General features: G+C 66.8%; 14 protein-coding genes, 1 tRNA gene and 1 pseudogene. 4 read left to right on the top strand and 12 right to left on the bottom strand.

Annotation, left to right across the window (positions count from 1 at the left end):
• Positions 1-20: 20 nt before the first annotated feature.
• Positions 21-1,937: a threonine--tRNA ligase gene (gene thrS, locus EJE94_RS09635; RefSeq protein ID WP_121240971.1), complete on the bottom strand. Its 1,917-nt coding sequence runs from the start codon at positions 1,935-1,937 to the stop codon at positions 21-23.
• 227 nt (positions 1,938-2,164) lie between these two features.
• Between thrS and ppdK the strand changes: the two genes are divergently transcribed.
• Positions 2,165-4,960 (top strand): pyruvate, phosphate dikinase, encoded by a 2,796-nt coding sequence (ppdK, locus tag EJE94_RS09630; RefSeq protein ID WP_121240969.1) that lies wholly within the window; start codon positions 2,165-2,167, stop codon positions 4,958-4,960.
• A 55-nt stretch (positions 4,961-5,015) separates the two neighbouring features.
• Here the strand turns inward: ppdK and EJE94_RS09625 are convergent.
• From EJE94_RS09625 to EJE94_RS09600, 6 genes and pseudogenes are all read right to left on the bottom strand, one after another.
• Positions 5,016-5,092: transfer RNA gene (locus EJE94_RS09625), tRNA-Val, on the bottom strand.
• A gap of 97 nt (positions 5,093-5,189) precedes the next feature.
• Positions 5,190-7,088: pseudogene (locus EJE94_RS09620) on the bottom strand (propionate--CoA ligase); the annotation flags it as partial.
• A 24-nt stretch (positions 7,089-7,112) separates the two neighbouring features.
• On the bottom strand, positions 7,113-8,102 hold the full coding sequence (locus tag EJE94_RS09615) for an oxidoreductase (RefSeq protein ID WP_121240965.1): 990 nt from the start codon (positions 8,100-8,102) through the stop codon (positions 7,113-7,115).
• A 108-nt stretch (positions 8,103-8,210) separates the two neighbouring features.
• Complete coding sequence (locus EJE94_RS09610; RefSeq protein ID WP_121240963.1) at positions 8,211-8,843, bottom strand: arylesterase; 633 nt, start codon at positions 8,841-8,843, stop codon at positions 8,211-8,213.
• Complete coding sequence (gene def / locus EJE94_RS09605) at positions 8,843-9,376, bottom strand: peptide deformylase (protein ID WP_121240961.1); 534 nt, start codon at positions 9,374-9,376, stop codon at positions 8,843-8,845. The genes EJE94_RS09610 and def overlap by 1 nt, the downstream gene beginning before the upstream one ends.
• The gene (locus tag EJE94_RS09600) at positions 9,373-10,113 is read right to left on the bottom strand and encodes an S-methyl-5'-thioinosine phosphorylase (RefSeq protein WP_121240959.1); all 741 of its coding nucleotides are present in this window, start codon (positions 10,111-10,113) and stop codon (positions 9,373-9,375) included. Before EJE94_RS09600 ends, def begins: the two co-directional genes overlap by 4 nt.
• 78 nt (positions 10,114-10,191) lie before the next feature.
• Between EJE94_RS09600 and typA the strand changes: the two genes are divergently transcribed.
• Genes typA through EJE94_RS09585 form a run of 3 tightly spaced genes read left to right on the top strand, consistent with a single transcriptional unit; the run spans position 10,192 to position 12,813 of the window.
• Positions 10,192-12,009, top strand: a complete 1,818-nt coding sequence (gene typA / locus EJE94_RS09595) for a translational GTPase TypA (protein ID WP_121240957.1) — start codon at positions 10,192-10,194, stop codon at positions 12,007-12,009.
• Positions 12,010-12,022: 13 nt separating this feature from the next.
• The gene (locus EJE94_RS09590) at positions 12,023-12,604 is read left to right on the top strand and encodes an SRPBCC family protein (RefSeq protein ID WP_121240950.1); all 582 of its coding nucleotides are present in this window, start codon (positions 12,023-12,025) and stop codon (positions 12,602-12,604) included.
• Complete coding sequence (locus tag EJE94_RS09585; protein ID WP_124962439.1) at positions 12,601-12,813, top strand: hypothetical protein; 213 nt, start codon at positions 12,601-12,603, stop codon at positions 12,811-12,813. The genes EJE94_RS09590 and EJE94_RS09585 overlap by 4 nt, the downstream gene beginning before the upstream one ends.
• Here EJE94_RS09585 and EJE94_RS09580 read toward each other — a convergent pair.
• Genes EJE94_RS09580 through EJE94_RS09560 form a run of 5 tightly spaced genes read right to left on the bottom strand, consistent with a single transcriptional unit; the run spans position 12,810 to position 18,774 of the window.
• On the bottom strand, positions 12,810-14,141 hold the full coding sequence (locus EJE94_RS09580; RefSeq protein ID WP_121240948.1) for a cyclic 2,3-diphosphoglycerate synthase: 1,332 nt from the start codon (positions 14,139-14,141) through the stop codon (positions 12,810-12,812). The two genes, EJE94_RS09585 and EJE94_RS09580, sit on opposite strands and share 4 nt — an antisense overlap.
• A 7-nt stretch (positions 14,142-14,148) precedes the next feature.
• Complete coding sequence (locus EJE94_RS09575; RefSeq protein ID WP_121240946.1) at positions 14,149-14,697, bottom strand: hypoxanthine-guanine phosphoribosyltransferase; 549 nt, start codon at positions 14,695-14,697, stop codon at positions 14,149-14,151.
• Entirely contained in the window at positions 14,687-15,562 is an 876-nt protein-coding gene (gene galU, locus EJE94_RS09570) for a UTP--glucose-1-phosphate uridylyltransferase GalU (RefSeq protein ID WP_121240944.1), read from the bottom strand. The genes EJE94_RS09575 and galU overlap by 11 nt, the downstream gene beginning before the upstream one ends.
• On the bottom strand, positions 15,559-17,625 hold the full coding sequence (ligA, locus tag EJE94_RS09565) for an NAD-dependent DNA ligase LigA (protein WP_121242204.1): 2,067 nt from the start codon (positions 17,623-17,625) through the stop codon (positions 15,559-15,561). The genes galU and ligA overlap by 4 nt, the downstream gene beginning before the upstream one ends.
• 51 nt (positions 17,626-17,676) lie before the next feature.
• Positions 17,677-18,774, bottom strand: a complete 1,098-nt coding sequence (locus EJE94_RS09560; RefSeq protein WP_121240942.1) for a cell division protein ZipA — start codon at positions 18,772-18,774, stop codon at positions 17,677-17,679.
• Between the last annotated feature and the right edge of the window lies 1 nt (position 18,775).

The following is an 18,775-nucleotide window of genomic DNA, read 5'->3' as shown; positions in this document are numbered from 1 at the left end:
TCTCCAAAAAATTCAAAAAATCAGGACGCCGCGCCCTTGCTGGCCTTCTCTGTCAGCAAACGCTCGATCAAGGCTTCGGGGGACATCTGCCCGAGATCCTGATTGCCCCGGGCACGCACGGCGACCATTCCCGCGGCCTTTTCCTTGTCGCCGATGACGACGAAGCAAGGCCGCTTCAACAAGCTATGTTCGCGGATTTTATAGTTTATTTTCTCGCCGCGCAAATCAAGTTCGACGCGCAGGCCCGCCAGCCGCAGCTTTTCCGCCACAGTGGCGGCGTAATCGGCCTGATGCTCGGAGATGCTCATGACCACGACCTGCACCGGCGCCAGCCAGAGCGGGAAGGCGCCGGCATGGTTTTCGACGAGGATGCCGATGAAGCGCTCGAGCGAACCGAGGATGGCGCGATGCAGCATCACGGGCGTGTGGCGGGCATTGTCCTCGCCGACGTATTCGGCGCCGAGCCGGCCGGGCATGGAGAAATCGACCTGCATGGTGCCGCACTGCCAGGAGCGACCGATGGCGTCCTTGATGTGGAACTCGATCTTCGGGCCGTAGAAGGCGCCCTCGCCCGGCAGTTCCTCCCACTCGAGGCCACTGGCCTTGAGCGAGGCGCGCAGGGCATCCTCGGCCTTGTCCCACGATTCGTCGGCGCCGACGCGGCTGTCGGGCCGCAGCGCCAGCTTCACGGCGACGTCATGGAAGCCGAAATCCGCGTAGACCTTGCGCACGAGTTCGTTGAAGGCCGTGACCTCGGGCTGGATCTGGTCCTCGGTGCAGAAGACGTGGCCGTCGTCCTGGGTGAAACCGCGCACGCGCATCACGCCGTGCAGCGCGCCCGAGGGCTCGTTGCGGTGACAGGAGCCGAACTCGCCGTAGCGCAGCGGCAGGTCGCGGTAGGAGCGCACATCGGTGTTGAATATTTGCACGTGACCGGGGCAGTTCATTGGCTTGATGGCGTAGTCGCGGCTCTCCGACTCCGTGGTGAACATGTTGGCCTTGTAGTGCTCCCAATGGCCCGACTTCTCCCACAGCGTGCGGTCGAGGATCTGCGGGCAGCGCACTTCCTGGTAGCCGTTGTCGCGATAGACCTTGCGCATGTACTGCTCGATCTCCTGCCACACCGTCCAGCCGTGCGGATGCCAGAAGACCAGGCCGGGCGCCTCCTCCTGCAGGTGGAAGAGATCCAGCGCGCGGCCGAGCTTGCGATGGTCGCGCTTCTCGGCCTCCTCCAGCATGTGGAGGTAGGCGTCGAGCTCGTCCTTCTTCGCCCAGGCCGTGCCGTAGATGCGCTGCAGTTGCGCGTTCTTGGCGTCCCCGCGCCAGTAGGCGCCGGCCACCTTCATCAGCTTGAAGACCTTGAGCTTGCCCGTCGAGGGCACGTGCGGGCCGCGGCAGAGGTCGATGAAATCGCCTTCGCGATAGAGCGAGACATCCTCGCCCGCCGGAATCGCCGCGATCAGTTCGGCCTTGTAGTGCTCGCCGATGCCCTTGAAGAACTCCACCGCCTTGTCGCGCGACCAAACCTCGCGCGTCACCGGAAAGTCCTTCTTCGCCAGTTCGGCCATGCGCTTTTCGATGGCGGCGAGATCGTCCGGCGTGAACGGGGTCTTGCAGGCGAAGTCGTAGTAGAAACCCTTGTCGATCACCGGGCCGATGGTCACCTGAGCCTCGGGAAAGAGCTCCTTCACTGCGTAGGCCAGCAGGTGGGCTGTGGAGTGGCGGATGATGTCCACGCCGTCGGCGTCCCGGTCGGTGACGATGGCGAGGTCGGCGTCGTTCTCGATGCGGCAGGAGGTGTCGACCAGCTTGCCATCGAGGCGCCCCGCCAGCGCCGACTTCGCCAGGCCCGGGCCGATCGACGCAGCGACCTCCCCCACCGTCAGCGGAGCGGGAAATTCGCGTTTCGAACCATCGGGCAGGGTGATGACCGGCATTGATCTGACTCCAGAAAATGCGACAGGGCGAAAAGCACCGAAAAGGCCTTCCGCCCTGCGTGACAAAGCTTTCGAATGGCCCGAATTTTCTCACGAAATCAGCGGTCGCAGCAATCGCCGCGGGCGAATTCGCTGTCGCTTCCGCGTCATTCCCCTGTCAGCTGAAATCGGTTATTCTTGCAAAATTGCTGCTATGCAATAAATTCCAAAAAATACGGGAGTGCAAGATGGCAAAAGGCAAGATGATCTACACCTTCGAGGAAGGCGACGGCAAGAACAAGATGCTGCTCGGCGGCAAGGGCGCGAACCTTTGCGAAATGACGCAGATCGGGCTCAACGTCCCGCCCGGTTTCGTCATCACCACCGAGGCCTGTCTGGCCTTCCTCGAGAACAACCGCCTGCCCGACGGTGTCTGGGAGGACGTCAAGAAGCAGATGGCAGCGCTCGAGAAGAAGACCGGCAAGGGCTTCGGTTCGGCCGACAATCCGCTGCTCGTCTCCGTCCGCTCCGGCTCGGCCATGTCGATGCCCGGCATGATGGACACCATCCTCAACCTCGGCCTCAATGAGACCTCGCTGCAGGGCCTGATCAAGCAGACCGGCAACGAGCGCTTCGCCTGGGACGCCTACCGCCGCTTCATCCAGCTGTTCGCCAAGATCGCGCTCAACATTCCCGACGAGCCATTCGACGAGAAGATGAAAGAGGTCAAGACCGCCTACCACGCCAGGCAGGACGTCGACCTCAAGGCCGATCAACTGAAGGAACTCGCCGAAGCCTTCCTCGCCATCGTCCACCGCCACTCCGGCAAGCCTTTCCCGCAGGACCCCTTCGAGCAACTCGACATCGCCATCAAGGCCGTATTCCGTTCCTGGAACGGCAAGCGCGCCGTCGACTACCGCAAGCAGTTCAAGATCACGCCCGACCAGGCGAGCGGCACGGCGGTCAACATCGTCACCATGGTGTTCGGCAACATGGGCAACGACTCCGGCACCGGCGTCGGCTTCACGCGCAACCCGGGCACCGGCGAGAACCTGATCTACGGCGAATATCTGGTGAATGCCCAGGGCGAAGACGTCGTCGCCGGCATCCGCACGCCCAAGCCCATCGCCGAGATGGCGCAGGAAATGCCCGAGATCTACGACCAGCTGATCCAGCTGCACAACCGCCTCGAATCGCACTACAAGGAAGTCCAGGACTTCGAGTTCACCATCGAGAAGGGCATCCTCTACTGCCTGCAGACGCGCAACGGCAAGATGAACGCGCGCGGCATGGTGCGCAGTTCGGTCGAGATGTGCAACGAAGGCTTCATCACCAAGGAACAGGCACTGCTGCGCATCCACCCGTCGATCCTGGAGCAGCTGCTGGTACCGCAGCTCGCGCCCAACTTCAAGGGCAACTCGCTGGCCCAGGGCCTGCCAGCCTCGCCCGGCGCAGCTTCCGGCCACATCGTCTTCGATGCCGACACCGCCGAGGCGCGCGGTCGCAGCGGCGAGAAGATCATCCTCGTCCGCGAGGAAACCAAGCCCGAGGACATCCACGGCTTCTTCCATGCGCGGGGCATCCTCACCAGCCGCGGCGGCAAGACTTCCCACGCCGCCGTGGTCGCGCGCGGCATGGGCAAGGCCTGCGTCTCCGGCTGCGAGGCCATCCACATCGACGACTTCGCGCGCAAGGCCACCATCGGCGACATGACGCTGCACGAGGGCGATGTCATCACCATCGACGGCGGCACCGGCCACGTCTATGCCGGCGAAGTGCCGACCGTCGAGCCGGAGGTCTCGGAAGAACTCACCACCCTGCTGACCTGGGCCGACCAGGCCGCTCGCCTCGAAGTCCGCGCCAACGCCGACACGCCTGGCGACGCCGTCAAGGCCCGCGCCTTCGGCGCAAAAGGCATCGGTTTGTGTCGCACCGAGCGCATGTTCAACAGCACCGACCGCCTGCCCATCGTGCAGGAAATGATCCTGGCCGAGACGCTGGAAGAACGCCAGGCCGCACTCGACCGCCTGCTGCCGATCCAGCGCAACGACTTCAAGGGCATCTTCAAGGCCATGAAGGGCCTGCCGGTCACCGTACGGCTGCTCGACCCGCCGATGCACGAGTTCCTGCCGACGGCGGCCCAGCTCGAGATGGAAATCACCCATCTGCGGCATCTGCGGGACACCATCAAGGGCATCGAGGAACTGCCGGAGACCCTCAAGCTTCTCAACCCCGGCCTCTACCAGAAATACGCCGACGGCCTCGGCCGCCTCAACGACGCGATGACCACCTTCAAGGAGTCGCATCTCGAAGAAGACGTCATCGTCAAGAAGGAAAAGACGCTGCGCAAGGTCCGTTCCCTGGCCGAAGTGAACCCCATGCTCGGCCACCGCGGCGTGCGTCTCGGCATCACCTTCCCCGAGATCTACTCGATGCAGATCCAGGCCGTGCTCGAAGCGGCGGCCCTCTGTGCCAAGGAAGGCATCGAGGTCTATCCGGAAATCATGGTGCCGCAGGTGGCGACCGTCGAGGAACTCATGCGCATCCACAGCTACGTCAAGCGCATCCACAAGATCGTCGTCCTGACCCACGGCATCGACGTGCAGTACAAGTTCGGCAGCATGCTCGAGGTGGTTCGCGCCTGCATGCGCGCCGGGCGCATGGCCGAGGATGCCGAGTTCTTCTCCTTCGGCACCAACGACCTCACCCAGGCGACGTTCTCGTTCTCGCGCGAGGATGCCGAAAACAAGTTCCTGCCCGCCTACAACGAGACCGGCATCCTGCAGGACAACCCGTTCGAAGTGCTCGACATCAAGGGCGTCGGCGAAGTCATGAAGATCGCCGTCGAGCGCGGCCGCGCCACCCGTCCCGACCTCAAGATCGGCATCTGCGGCGAGCACGGCGGCCATCCCGAGTCGATCGCCTTCTGCCACGAGATCGGCCTCAACTACGTCTCCTGCTCCGGCCCGCGCGTACCCATCGCCCGCCTGGCTGCGGCGCAGGCGCAGCTCAAGGGTGTGACGGCGAAGGGTGCCAACGCCTGATCCAGGCAGCGGCACCAATGAAAACGGCCACCCGTGGGTGGCCGTTTTCTATTGTTGGTAGGCGCGATTGGACTCGAACCAACGACCCCCACCATGTCAAGGTGGTGCTCTAACCAGCTGAGCTACGCGCCTGCAAAAAGTTAAGCTTCATGCCCGCGTTAGCGAACGTAATGCCGTAACTAAAAGAGGGGCGCATTCTACCCGAATCGCGCACCCTGTCAAAGAATTTTCAACCCGCCAGAGCTTGCCTGATCTGCTCCAGAGTCGATTGGTCGTCGATGGTGGTCAGATCGCCGGGATCGCGGCCTTCGGCCAGCGCCTGGATGGAGCGGCGCAGCATCTTGCCGGAACGCGTCTTGGGCAGGCCGGTGACGAAATGCACGCGCTTGGGCCGGGCGATGGCGCCAAGACTTTCGTCCACGGTCTTCTTGACCTCCTTCTCCAGCGCCTCGCGCAGTTCGAGCGTGGCGATGCGCGCCGCGTCCTTGACCACGGCGAAGGCGACGGGCTCCTGGCCCTTGAGCTGATCGGCGACGCCGACCACGGCCACTTCGGCGATGGCGCTGTGCCCCTGCACCGCCTCCTCGATCTCGCGCGTGCCGAGGCGATGGCCGGCGACGTTGATGACGTCGTCGGTGCGGCCGAGGATGAAGTGGTAGTTCTCTTCGTCGCGGATGCCCCAGTCGAACGACGAATAGACCAGCGGCTCCTTGAACAGGCTGAAATAGGTCTTGACGAAGCGGTCGTCGTCGCCCCAGACCGTCGACAGGCAGCCCGGCGGCAGCGGCGGCACCACGCCGACGATGCCCTTCTCGTTGGGTGCGCACTCCGTGCCGTCCTCGCGGAAGATCTTGAGATTGAAGCCGTACACCGGGAAGGATGGCGTGCCGAACTTGATCTTCGTATCCTCGATGCCGCGCACCGTCGACAACATCGGCCAGCCGGTCTCCGTCTGCCAGTAGTTGTCGATCACCGGCAGCTTGAGTTCGCCCATGATCCATTCGTGGGTGGGCTGGTCCAGCGGCTCGCCGGCGAGGAACAAATGCTTCAAGCTCGAGAGGTCGTACTTCTTCATGTACGCCGGATCCTGCTTCTTCAGCACGCGCACCGCGGTCGGCGCCGAGAACATGACGTTGACCTTGTACTTCTCGACGATCTGCCACCAGATGCCGGCATCAGGGCGGATCGGCGTGCCCTCGTACATCACCGTGGCCATGCCGGCGATCAACGGGCCGTAGATGATGTAGCTGTGGCCCACCACCCAGCCGATGTCGGAGGTGGCGAAATAGGTCTCGCCGGCGAAACCGGTATAGATGTGCTTCATCGAGGCCGCCAGCGCCACGGCGTAGCCGCCGGTGTCGCGCTGCACGCCCTTGGGCTTGCCGGTGGTGCCCGAGGTGTAGAGGATGTACGAGGGCTCGGAGGATTCCAGCCAGGTGCAGGGCACGTCGGCGTTCATGTGCTCGGCGCGCAGCGTGGCGTAATCGACGTCGCGGCCGGCGACCTTGTTGAATGCCTTGTCGAGGCCGCGATCGATCATCAGCACCTTGCCCGGCTTGGACTGGGCGAGATTGATCGCCTCGTCCAACAAATGCTTATATGGCACGGCCTTGCCGCCGCGCATGCCGGCATCCGACGAAACGATGAGCTTGGGCTTGGCGTCGTCGATGCGGGTCGCCAGCGAACCCGAGGCGAAGCCGCCGAACACCACCGAGTGGATCGCGCCGATGCGGACGCAGGCGAGCATGGCGAAGCAGGCCTCGGCGATCATCGGCATGTAGATCAGCACGCGGTCGCCCTTGCCGACGCCGAGCGACTGCATGATCGCCGCCATGCGCATCACTTCGGACTTGAGCTCGGCAAAGGTATAGACCTTCTCCTCGTTGGTCTCGGTCGAGACGTAGATCAGCGCGCGGTCGTTGGGACGGGCGGCGGCGTGGCGGTCGACCGCGTTGTGGCAGAGGTTGGTCTCGCCGCCGACGAACCATTTGACGAAGGGCGGGCGCGAGTAGTCGCAGATCTGCTGCGGCGGCTTGTGCCAGTCGATCAGTTTCGCCTCCTCGCCCCAGAAGGCGTCCGGCTGCTCGATGGAACGCTTGTGAAATTCCTTGTAACTGGCCATGTCTCGCTCCCGTTTCGTTCTTGTGGATGGTCAGGCGCCGATCTCGACCACGACGCGGCCATGGGCGCGCGCCTGGATGAAATCGTCGAACACTTGCGGCAGGTCGGCGAAGGCGATGGTCCGCGTCATCGCCGCCAGATGCTTGGGCTTGAGGTCGGTGGCCAGGCGCTGCCAGACGCCGTGGCGGTAGGGCTCGCCGGTGTAACCCGAGTCGATGCCCAGCAGGCAGGCGCCGCGCAGGATGAAGGGCGCCACCGTGGTGTTGAGGCTCATGCTCGCGGCCAGGCCGATGCTGGCGATGGTGCCGCCTCGCTTCATGGTGCTGGCCATCCAGGCCAGCACGTCGCCGCCGAGGTTGTCGACGGCGCCCGCCCACATTTCATTGCCTAGCGGCTTGATCCTGGCGAGGTCGAGCGACTGTCGCAGCAGGACTTCCTTGGCGCCGATACTCTTGAGATAGTCCGTTTCGCTTTCCTTGCCGGTCAGCGCGACCACCTCGTAGCCCCGCCCGGCCAGCATGTCGATGGCGAGGCTGCCGACGCCGCCGGTCGCGCCTGAGACGACGACCGGGCCCTTGTCGGGGCGCAGGCCGTTCTCCTCCATGCGCACGATGCCCAGGCCCGCGGTGAAACCCGCCGTGCCGAGCGCCATCGCCTCCTTCAGCGTGAGGCCGGCCGGGCGCTTGATGACCCAGTCGGCCGGCACGCACGCCACTTCCGCATAGCCGCCGTGGTGGGCGACGCCGATGTCGTAGCTGGTGGCGATCACTTCCTCGCCGGGAACGAAGCGCGGATCGGCGCTCGCCGTCACCGTGCCGGCGAGGTCGACGCCGCCGATGCAGGGGAAACGCCGGATGATGCGGCCGGCCCCGGTCGCCGCCAGCGCATCCTTGTAATTGACGCTCGACCAGGCGACGCGGATCGTCACCTCGCCCGGATCGAGCCGGCTCTCGTCCATGTCGACGAAGCCGCTCCCCACCTTGCCGTCCTGCTGCTCGATCAGATAGGCCTTGAAGCTCACGCTCGTTCCTCCTCGCAGATTGGAAAGTATAGCCACGGGCAGATTTCGGGAAGCTGACGCGCCGCCCGAATCACCGTGCCGCCAGCGCCGACTTTTCCCTGCAGCCGGCTACCTGGCCAGGAAACCGGCCTTGCGCAGGCCTTCGGCGATCCCGTCGGCCAGCTGGCGGTAGCCCTCGGCGTTGGGGTGAATCTGGTCCGCCTTGAGCCCGGGGTCGGCGAGGATGCGCCCGAAGACCTTGGGCACCAGCGGCACCTTCTCCTCCTCGGCCAGCTGCTCGTAGAGCTCCGCGTCGGGCAAGGCGCCCACGACCGCGCCGAGCAGCGAGAAGCGCGGCACGGCGACCAGCACCACCGGAATCCTGGCGGCGCGCACTGTGGCAAGGATCTTGCGCAGGTCCTCCTTGATCTGCTTCTCGGGCCGCCGCCGCAGGAAGTCGTTGCCGCCGAGTTCGACGATCACCAGCGCGGGATTCGACTGCTCCAGCGCGGCACGGATGCGCCCCCTGGCCGCCTCGGTGGTGTCGCCGGGAATGCCGGCGTTGGTGATGGTCCAGCCGGTGATCGCCGCCAGCCGCGTCGGGTAGTCCTCGCCGGGGGCGGCACCGGTGCCGAAGGTGACGCTGTCGCCGAACGCGAGCACCGCCGCGCCCGCCGGCAGCGGCTGCGCCTTGTGCCCGCCGCCGCAGGCGGCGAGGAACAGCGGGGCGATGAGGAGGAGGAGAAGACGCTGGAGCGGCATCAATCGTCCGGCGCCACCGCGCCGTCGGGGAACAGCACGTCGGTGAAACCGAACCTGCCGAAGTCGCGGATTCGCATCGGGTAGAGGATGCCGTCGAGGTGGTCGCATTCGTGCTGCACCACGCGGGCATGGAAACCCGCCACCTCGCGTTCGAAACGGCGGCCCCGTTCGTCGAAGCCGGCATAGCGCAGGCGCGAGAGCCGCGGCACCCAGCCGCGCATGCCCGGCACGGAAAGACAGCCTTCCCAGCCCTCCTCCTCTTCGCTTCCCAGCGGCGTGAGCTCGGGGTTGATGAGCACGGTGTCGGGCACCGCCTCGACCTGCGGATAACGCGGGTTCGACTCGACGCCGAAGATCACCACCCGCAGGTCGACGCCAATCTGCGGCGCGGCCAGCCCGGCGCCGTCGAGATGGGCCATGGTGTCGCGCATGTCGGCGAGCAGCTGGCGCAGTTCCCGCGTGTCGAAACGCTCGACCGGGCGCGCGACGCGCAGCAGGCGCGGATCGCCCATGCGCAGCACCTCGCGGATCATGCCACGCAGAAGTGCTCGATGATGCGCCGCACCCGGGCATGCGTGTCCTGCAGCAGCCCCTCGATGGCGTCGAAGCGGATGCCGTTGGCCGAGTCGTGGCGTCCGGCGCACCAGTTGGCGACGACGCAGATCGCGGCGTAGGGCACATCGAGCTCGCGCGCGAGGCTCGCCTCGGGCATGCCGGTCATGCCGACGATGTCGCCGCCGTCGCGCTCGATGCAGTTGATCTCCGCCGCGGTTTCCAGCCGCGGCCCCTGGGTGGTGGCGTAGACCGCACCGTCGACCACGAGCTCGCCGGCATCCGTCGCCGCGGCCAGCAGGCCCTGGCGCAGCGTCGCGTCGTAGGGTTCCGTGAAATCGACATGCGCGACCTGGGTGTCGCCGCCCTCCTCGTAGGTATGCTTGCGGCCCCAGGTGTAGTCGAGGATCTGGTGCGGCACGACGACGACGCCGGGCTTGAGGTCGCTGCGGATGCCGCCGACCGATGCCACCGAAACGATGCCTTCGGCGTGCGCCGCGCGGGCCAGCGACCAGACGTTGGCGCGGTAATTCACCAGGTGCGGCGGGATGGTGTGGCCGTGGCCGTGGCGCGCGATGAAGACCACGTCGCGACAACCGATGCGGCCGAAGTTGAGAATGCCGGATGGCTCGCCGTAGGGCGTGCGCACCACCTCGCGGTGGGTGACGTTGAGATAGGCCAGCTGCGTCAGGCCGCTGCCGCCGATGATTGCCAGCATGCATCACTCCCGAAAATGACGCGGAGACGGCACCGTCGCGTGGTAAAATTCGCCCCTTTTTTTCCAAGGCGCCCACCCATGTCCCGCCAGCTCCGCAACATCGCCATCATAGCCCACGTCGACCACGGCAAGACCACCCTGGTCGACCAGCTGCTGCGGCAATCCGGCACCTTCCGCGAAAACCAGCAGGTCGACGAGCGCGTCATGGACTCGAACGACCTCGAGAAGGAGCGCGGCATCACCATCCTGGCGAAAAACACCGCCATCGACTTCGAGGGCACCCACATCAACATCGTCGACACGCCGGGCCACGCCGACTTCGGCGGCGAGGTGGAACGCGTTCTCGGCATGGTCGATGGCGTGCTGCTGCTGGTCGATGCCGTCGAGGGTCCGATGCCGCAGACGCGCTTCGTCACCAAGAAGGCGCTGGCGCTGGGCCTCAAGCCCATCGTCGTCATCAACAAGATCGACCGCCCGGGCGCGCGGCCGAACTGGGTGGTGGACCAGACCTTCGACCTCTTCGACAAGCTCGGCGCCACCGACGAGCAGCTCGATTTCCCCATCATCTATGCCTCGGGCCTCAACGGCTTCGCCAAGATGGAGTTGGAGGAGGAATCAGACAACATGCGGCCGCTGTTCGAGACCGTGCTCAAGCACGTGCCGGCGCCCGCGGGCAACCCCGACGCGCCGCTGCAGCTGCAGCTGGCCGCGCTCGACTATTCGACCTACACCGGTCGCCTCGGCGTTGGCCGCGTCCTCAACGGCCGCATCAAGCCGGGACAGTTCGTGGTGGTGATGAACCACGAGGAGCAGGTCGGCCAGGGTCGCATCAACCAGGTGCTGGGCTTCCAGGGCCTCGACCGCGTGCCGGTCGAAGAGGCCGAAGCCGGCGACATCGTCATCATCTCGGGCCTCGAGGACATCGGCATCGGCGTCACCATCGCCGACCGCGACAACCCCATCGGCCTGCCGGTGCTCACGGTAGACGAACCGACGCTGACCATGGACTTCATGGTCAACTCCTCGCCGCTGGCCGGCACCGAAGGCAAGTTCGTCACCAGCCGCCAGATCCGCGACCGTTTGACCAAGGAACTGCTGGTCAACGTGGCGATGCGCGTCGAGGACACCGCCGACTCGGACGTATTCCGCGTCTCCGGCCGCGGCGAACTGCACCTCACCATTCTGCTCGAGAACATGCGCCGCGAGGGCTTCGAGATGGCCGTGGCCAAGCCGCGCGTCGTGTACAAGGACATCGACGGCCAGAAGTGCGAGCCCTACGAGAACCTCACCATCGACCTCGAAGACACGAGCCAGGGTTCGGTGATGGAGGAACTGGGCCGCCGTCGCGGCGAGCTGACCAACATGGAATCCGACGGCAAGGGCCGCACCCGCCTCGAGTACCACATCCCGGCGCGGGGCCTCATCGGTTTCCAGTCCGACTTCATGACCATGACGCGCGGCACCGGCCTGATGAGCCACATCTTCGACGATTACGCCCCGGTCAAGCCCGACCTGCCCGGCCGCCACAACGGCGTGCTGATCTCGCAGGACGACGGCGAGGCCGTCGCCTACGCGTTGTGGAACCTGGAAGATCGCGGCCGCATGTTCGTCAGCCCCGGCGACAAGCTGTATGAAGGCATGATCATCGGCATCCACAGCCGCGACAACGACCTCGTGGTGAACCCGATCAAGGGCAAGAAGCTCACCAACGTCCGCGCCTCGGGCACCGACGAGGCCGTGCGCCTGACCACGCCGATCAAGCTCACCCTGGAGAGCGCGGTCGAGTTCATCGACGACGACGAGCTAGTCGAGATCACGCCGAAATCGATCCGCCTGCGCAAGCGCTTCCTCAAGGCTCACGAACGCAAGCGCGCGGGCAAGGAAGAAACGGCCTGATCGAGAACGACCCATGGCCCGACTCGCGCCCCTGCTGATCCTGCTGGTCGGCCTCGGCGCCGCTGCGCTACCGGCCCGCGCTGCCGACGAGCGCAACGGCGAGGTCGAGGTCACCGTCCGCATCAGCGGCGACGACGTGCAGGTCACCGCGAGCTACACGGTCGATGTCACGCCGCAGGAGGCCTGGGCCGTGCTGACCGATTTCGACAACATGGCCCGGTTCGTTTCGAACCTGGAGACCAGCGAAGTCGTGTCGCGCCAGGACAACGTCGTCCGCGTGCGGACCAAGGGCGCAGCGCGCTTCGGCCCGCTGCACTTCCCGTTCGAAGCCGTGCGAGAGCTGACGCTGACGCCATACGAGCGCATCCAGTCCAGACAGGTCAGCGGCACGCTCAAGCGCTTCGAAGGCGTGACCCAGCTCATCCCCACCGCGCAGGGCACCCGCATCACCTACCGCGGCGACTCGACCAGCAACCAGAGCATCCCGCCCATCGTCGGCCCGTCGTTCATCAAGAGCGAAACCGAAGAGCAGTTCAACGAGATGCGGACGGAAATCCTGCGGCGACGCCTCGAAGCGGGCCGCAAGAACAGATGAGCCCACCCCGAGATCGCCGCTACGCGGCGATCTCGCCTCAAGGGGCCACGAAACACTCGGGGCGGCCAGTCGTGTTTCTTGAGAGCTGGCGGTGGTCGCCGTGGCTGGTCCGGGCCAGGCGCCTGGCCATCGCCGCCGCAATACTGTCCGCGATCGGCTACCTCTCGAATCCGACGGTCAGCCCGCTGATGTGCAAGGTGTACGGCTAGGCTTGTAAGCACGCCAGGAAATCCCTGACGGCGCCGACCAGACCCGGCACTTCCATTTCGGCGAATTCGTAACGGACACGTACCACCGGCTTGTCGATTTCGATCAGCGCGGCGAGGTCGATCGGGGTGGCGGCCACGACGACGTCGGCCGGCGTGGCCGCGATGCTCTGCCGCAGCGCCTCGACCTGCGCCGGCGAGTAGCCGAGCGCCGGCAGCACCGGGCCGATGTGCGGATAGGCGGCGAAGGCCTCCCGCAGGCCGGGCGCGGCGTAGGGCCGCGGATCGACGAGTTGCGCCCCGGCCCGCAGGGCCGCGACGTGGCCGGCACCCCAGGGCATGCCCCCGTGCGTCAGCGTCGGCCCGTCCTCGACCACCAGCACGCGCCGTCCGCGCACGGTCTCGCCGTCGTCGAGGCGGACCGGCGACGCCGCCCGCACGATCGCGGCATGCGGATTGACGGCGCGGGCCGCCGAGGTGACCTGCTCCACCGCTTCCACCGACGCGGCATCGCACTTGGCGACGACGATGACGTCGGCCATGCGCAGCACCGCCTCGCCCGGATGATGGCTCGCCACCTGGCCGGGCCGCAGCGCATCGACCAGCACGATGTGCAGGTCCGGGCGCAGGAAGGGAAAGTCGTTGTTGCCTCCGTCCCACAGAATCAGGTCGGCCTCGGCCTGCGCCCGCTCGACGATCCGCGCGTAATCGACGCCGGCGAACACCACGTTGCCGGCGACGAGGTGCGGCTCGTACTCCTCGCGTTCCTCGATGGTGCAGGCCGCCGCGTCGAGATCGGCGCGCGCGGCAAAGCGCTGCACCGCCTGGCGCGAGAGGTCGCCGTAGGGCATGGGATGGCGGATCACCGCAACGCGCCGACCCGCGTCCCGCAGCAGGCGGGAGAGGTAGCGCGCCGTCTGCGACTTGCCGCAGCCTGTGCGTACCGCGGACACGGCGATGACCGGCACGCCGGCGACGACCTGCGTCGCGGCCGGACCGGGCAGCTCGAAGTCGGCGCCGGCAGCCAGTGCCCGCGAGGCCAGATGCATCACGTGCGCGTGCGGCACATCGCTGTAGGCGAACACGACGCGCTCGATGGCGTGGCGCCGGCAGAGCGCTTCCAGCTCGGCCTCGGCCACGATCGGGATGCCCTCGGGATAGTGCGAGCCCGCCAGCTCGGGCGGATAGCGCCGGCCGGCGATGCCGGGAATCTGGGTCGCGGTGAATGCGACCACCTCGACCGTCGGGTCGTCGCGGAACACGCGATTGAAGTCGTGGAAGTCGCGCCCGCCGGCGCCGAGGATCACGACGCGGGTGCGGGGCTGGGTCATTCCTGCCTCAGAGGCCCTTGACCGCGTAAATCGCGGGCAGGTTGCGCCAGGCGCCGCGGACATCCATGCCGCAGCCGAAGACGTAGCGATCCGGCAGGGTCAGGCCGACGAAGTCGGCGCATGCGGGCTTGTCGCGACCGGCGAGATCCTTCTCGGTCAGCACCGCGGTCAGGCATTCCCGGGCGCCCTGCGCGAGCAGGCGCTGCTTGATCGCCGCGAGGGTGATGCCCTCGTCGAGGATGTCGTCGAGCAGCAGCACGGTGCGTCCCGCCACCGGCGTGCGCGGCTCGGCGAGCCACTCGATGTCGTGGCCCTGCGTGGTGTTGCGGTAGCGGGTGGCATGGAGGTAGTCGCACTCGAGCGGGAAAGCGAGCCTGGGCAGCAGCTGCCCGGCGAAGTAGATGCCGCCGGACATTACCGTCAGCACCAGCGGGTTCGTCTCCCCGAGGCGCGCCGAGATTTCCGCGGCCAGGCGATCGATGGCCCGCGCGACCTCCTCCGCCGGGCAGATCAGCTCGGCCTCGGCCAGCAGGCGCCGCGCCTCTTCAGGCGCCACGGCCCAGCCGCTCGAGATAGCGGGAGAAGTCCGCGCCGACCTCGTGATGGCGCAGTCCGAACTCGACCATGGCCTGGAGGTAGCCGAGCTTGGAGCCGCAGTCGTAACGGGTGCCGAGGTAGCGATAGGCCAGCACCTGCTGCTCGGAGAGCAGCGCCGAGATGCCGTCGGTAAGCTGGATCTCGCCGCCGGCGCCGGGCTTGACGCGCTCGAGGTGATGGAAGATGCGCGAGGTGAAGACGTAGCGGCCGACCACCGCCTGCGTCGACGGCGCCTGCGCGGGGCTGGGCTTCTCGACGATCGCCGAGATCTGCTCGATGCGCTCGGCCAGCGGCTTGGCCTCGACGATGCCGTAGTTCTTGGTTTCCTCGCGCGGCACGTCCTGCACGCCGAGCACCGAGCAGTGGTAGTAGCCATAGACATCGACCATCTGCTTGAGCACGGCGGGATCATTGTCGAGCAGGTCGTCGGCCAGCAGTACCGCAAAGGGGTCGCTGCCGATGACGTGCTTGGCACAGAGCACGGCATGGCCGAGACCCAGCGCCTCGGCCTGGCGAATGTAGATGCAGTTGATGTTCTTCGGCAGCATGTTGCGCACGAATTCCAGCATCTCCGTCTTGCCACGCAGTTCGAGTTCGCTCTCGAGTTCGTAGGCCTTGTCGAAATGATCCTCGATCGCGCGCTTGGAACGGCCGGTGACGAAGATCATGTCGGTGATGCCCGCCTCGACGGCTTCCTCGACCGCGTACTGGATGAGCGGCTTGTCTACGATGGGCAGCATCTCCTTGGGACTCGCCTTGGTCGCCGGCAGGAAGCGGGTGCCTAGGCCTGCAACGGGAAATACCGCTTTGGTCACGTGTCTCATGAATCGATCAGCTCCAGGAATTGCGCCTCGTCGAGGATGGTAACCCCGACTTGTTGCGCCTTGTCGAGTTTCGAGCCGGCTTCCGCGCCGGCAATGACGTAATCAGTCTTCTTCGACACCGACCCGGCGACCTTGCCGCCGCGGGCCTCGATCAGTTCCTTCGCGGCCTCGCGCGTCAGCGTCGGGAGCGTGCCGGTGAGCACGAAAGTCTTGCCGGCGATGGCCGAGGTCACGGCCGCGGCCGGCACTCCCTCCGGCCAATGCACGCCGGCGGCGCGCAGCTGTTCGATCACTTCGACGTTGTGCGGCTCGGCGCAGAAGCGGGCGATCGAGGCCGCCACCACCGGTCCGACGTCGGGCACATGCTGCAGCGCCGATTCATCGGCGGCCAGCAGCGCGTCGAGGCCGCCGAAGTGACGCGCCAGGTCCCTGGCCGTGGCCTCGCCGACGTTGCGGATGCCGAGCGCGTAAATGAAGCGAGCCAGCGTCGTCGCGCGGCTCTTCTCGATCGCGGCAAGAATGTTGGCGGCCGACTTCGCGGCCATGCGCTCGAGGTTGGCCAGCGCCAGAAGACCAAGCTTGTAGAGGTCGGCCGGCGTCTTGACGATGGCGTTGTCGACGAGTTGCTCCACCAGCTTCTCGCCGAGGCCCTCGATGTCCATCGCACGGCGCGAGGCGAAATGCAGCAGCGCCTGCTTGCGCTGTGCCGGACAGAACAGGCCGCCGCTGCAGCGCGCGATCGCCTCGTCCTCGGGTCTCTCCACCGCCGAGCCGCAGACCGGACATTTCTTCGGCATGTGGAACTCCGGCGCCATGATGGGGCGCCGCTCGGGCACGATGGCGACGACCTCGGGAATCACGTCGCCGGCGCGGCGCACGATCACCGTGTCGCCGATGCGCACGTCCTTGCGCCGCACCTCGTCCTCGTTGTGCAAGGTCGCGTTGGTGACGGTCACGCCACCGACGAAGACCGGTACGAGGCGCGCCACCGGCGTCAGCGCGCCGGTGCGGCCGACCTGGACCTCGATCGCCTCGACCGTGGTCAAGGCCTCCTCGGCCGGGAACTTGTGGGCGATGGCGAAACGCGGCGCCCGCGAGACGAAGCCGAGCCGATCCTGGTCGGCCAGGCGATTGACCTTGTACACCACGCCGTCGATGTCGTAGGGCAAACCCGGGCGCGCGGCGCCGATGCGGGCATAGTAGTCTGCCAACCCCGCCGCCCCGCGCACGACATCGCGCTCGGCCGCGACCGGGAAGCCCCAGGCCGCCAGCCGGTCCATCATCTCGGCATGAAAAATCGGCGCCGGCGTCACGGCGGCGACATCGGCGACGCCATAGGCGAAGAAGCGCAGCGGCCGCCGCGCCGTGATCTTCGAGTCGAGCTGGCGCAGGCTGCCGGCGGCGGCGTTGCGCGGATTGGCGAATTCCTTCTCGCCGCGCTCGCGCTGACGACGGTTGAGCTTCTCGAACTCGGCGCGGTACATCAAAACTTCGCCGCGGACCTCCAGCCGACACGGCGCATCAGCGGCAAGACGCAAGGGGATGCTCTTCACCGTGCGCAGGTTGGCGGTGACGTCCTCGCCGGTGAAGCCGTCGCCGCGCGTCGCACCCTGCACGAACACGCCGTCCTCGTAGATCAGCGTGATGGCAAGGCCGTCGAACTTCGGCTCGACCGCATACGCGATTTCATCGAGGCCGAGTCCGTCGCGACAACGCCGATCGAACGCGGCCGCCTCTTCGGCACTGAAAGCGTTGTTGAGCGAGAGCATCGGCACGCGGTGCTGCATCTGGCCGAACTCCGCGAGCGGCGCGCCGCCGACGCGCTGCGTCGGCGAATCTGGCACGGCCAGCTCGGGATGGGCCTGCTCCAGCTCGACCAGTTCGCGGAACAGCTTGTCGTACTCGGCGTCGGGTATGGTGGGTGCATCGAGTACGTAATAGGCGTGGTTGTGGCGCTCGATCTCGGCGCGGAGGATGGCGGCGCGAGCAGCGAAGGGAGACCCGCCGGAGGCGGGGGCGAAGCGCCCGCGAGTGTCGCCGGCCGCCGACTTCTCAGACGACACGTTCGACTCCGGCGGTCCGGAGGCGGCACGCACGCTCGGCCGTGCTCTGCATCAGGAGAACAGGCGATGGGCGCGGGCGGAGCCGGCGACGATCTGCCGCGCTTCCATCCGCACCTGGATTTCCTCGATCTTGGCGCGGATGCCGGCGATCATCGCGTCGGTCAGCGGCGCGCGCTGGGCGTCGACCAGCACGCCGCCGAGGCCCTGGGCGAACTGCCGCGCCGTCACCACCATGCGGTCGAAAACGCGAGCGCCCTGTCCGACATTGGGCACGTCCAGCGTCAGCGTGACACCGTGCGTCGCCAGCGAGCCGAGGGAATCCGCCTCGAACAGCTCGACGCCGAGATTGCCCAGGGTGTAGAGCGTCTCGCCCTGCTCGTCGCAGGCGTGGTAGCGGCCGTCGTCGTCGAGCTTCATGCCGGCGGCCTCGGCCAGGCCGCGCAGCTTGGTGCCGGCGAAGGCCGTGCCGCCCGGATCGGCGATGTTGATGCTGAGCTGGACGTCGACGCCGGCGCAGAACTCGTCGAGGGCCCGGGCCTGCTCCAGCATCGTGCCGACCTCGGGCACCGTGGCCACGCCGCCGAGTTGCGCCGCGAGGTGACGCACGCCTTCGGCGAATACCGTAAGTTCGGTTTCGCTGACGGCACCGCGACGGTCGGCGAGCTGCTGCGCTGCGAGGAAGACGGTGTAGCGACCGGCATCGTGCGCCGTCAGCCGCCGCCACTCGCCGCCGACCTGCGCGACCCAGTTCAGCGGCTTCGCCAGATGGCCGGCCCATTCAGCCTGGGCGGCCCACAGGGCCGGTGCCGCAACAGCCTCGACGAACTCGAGACGGCCGACGCCGTCGGCCAAGGGGTCGGCCCAGGGCGAGTCGGACGCGTCGGCGGCAAGCGGCTCGACCTCCGTCTCCGGCGGAAACACCGGCTCGACACGCTGCGTCGAATCGATGACCGCATCGTCGCCCGTCGCACCGACACCCTTAGGCGCAGCGGTCGCATCGAGCAGAACATCGGTCTGCCCGCCGCCGCGGAGGATGCGCTCGGCCAGCTGCCGGTGCTTGCGCTCCTGCCACTTGTTGTAGCCCCAGACCCCGGCGACGGCGGCGGCGCCGACGCCGATCAGGGCAAGCTGCAGTTCGCTGATGGCCATG

The organism is Sulfurisoma sediminicola (genome assembly GCF_003865015.1).
Taxonomy (GTDB): Bacteria; Pseudomonadota; Gammaproteobacteria; order Burkholderiales; family Rhodocyclaceae; genus Sulfurisoma; species Sulfurisoma sediminicola.
This window is presented reverse-complemented; position numbering and strand designations above follow the sequence as displayed.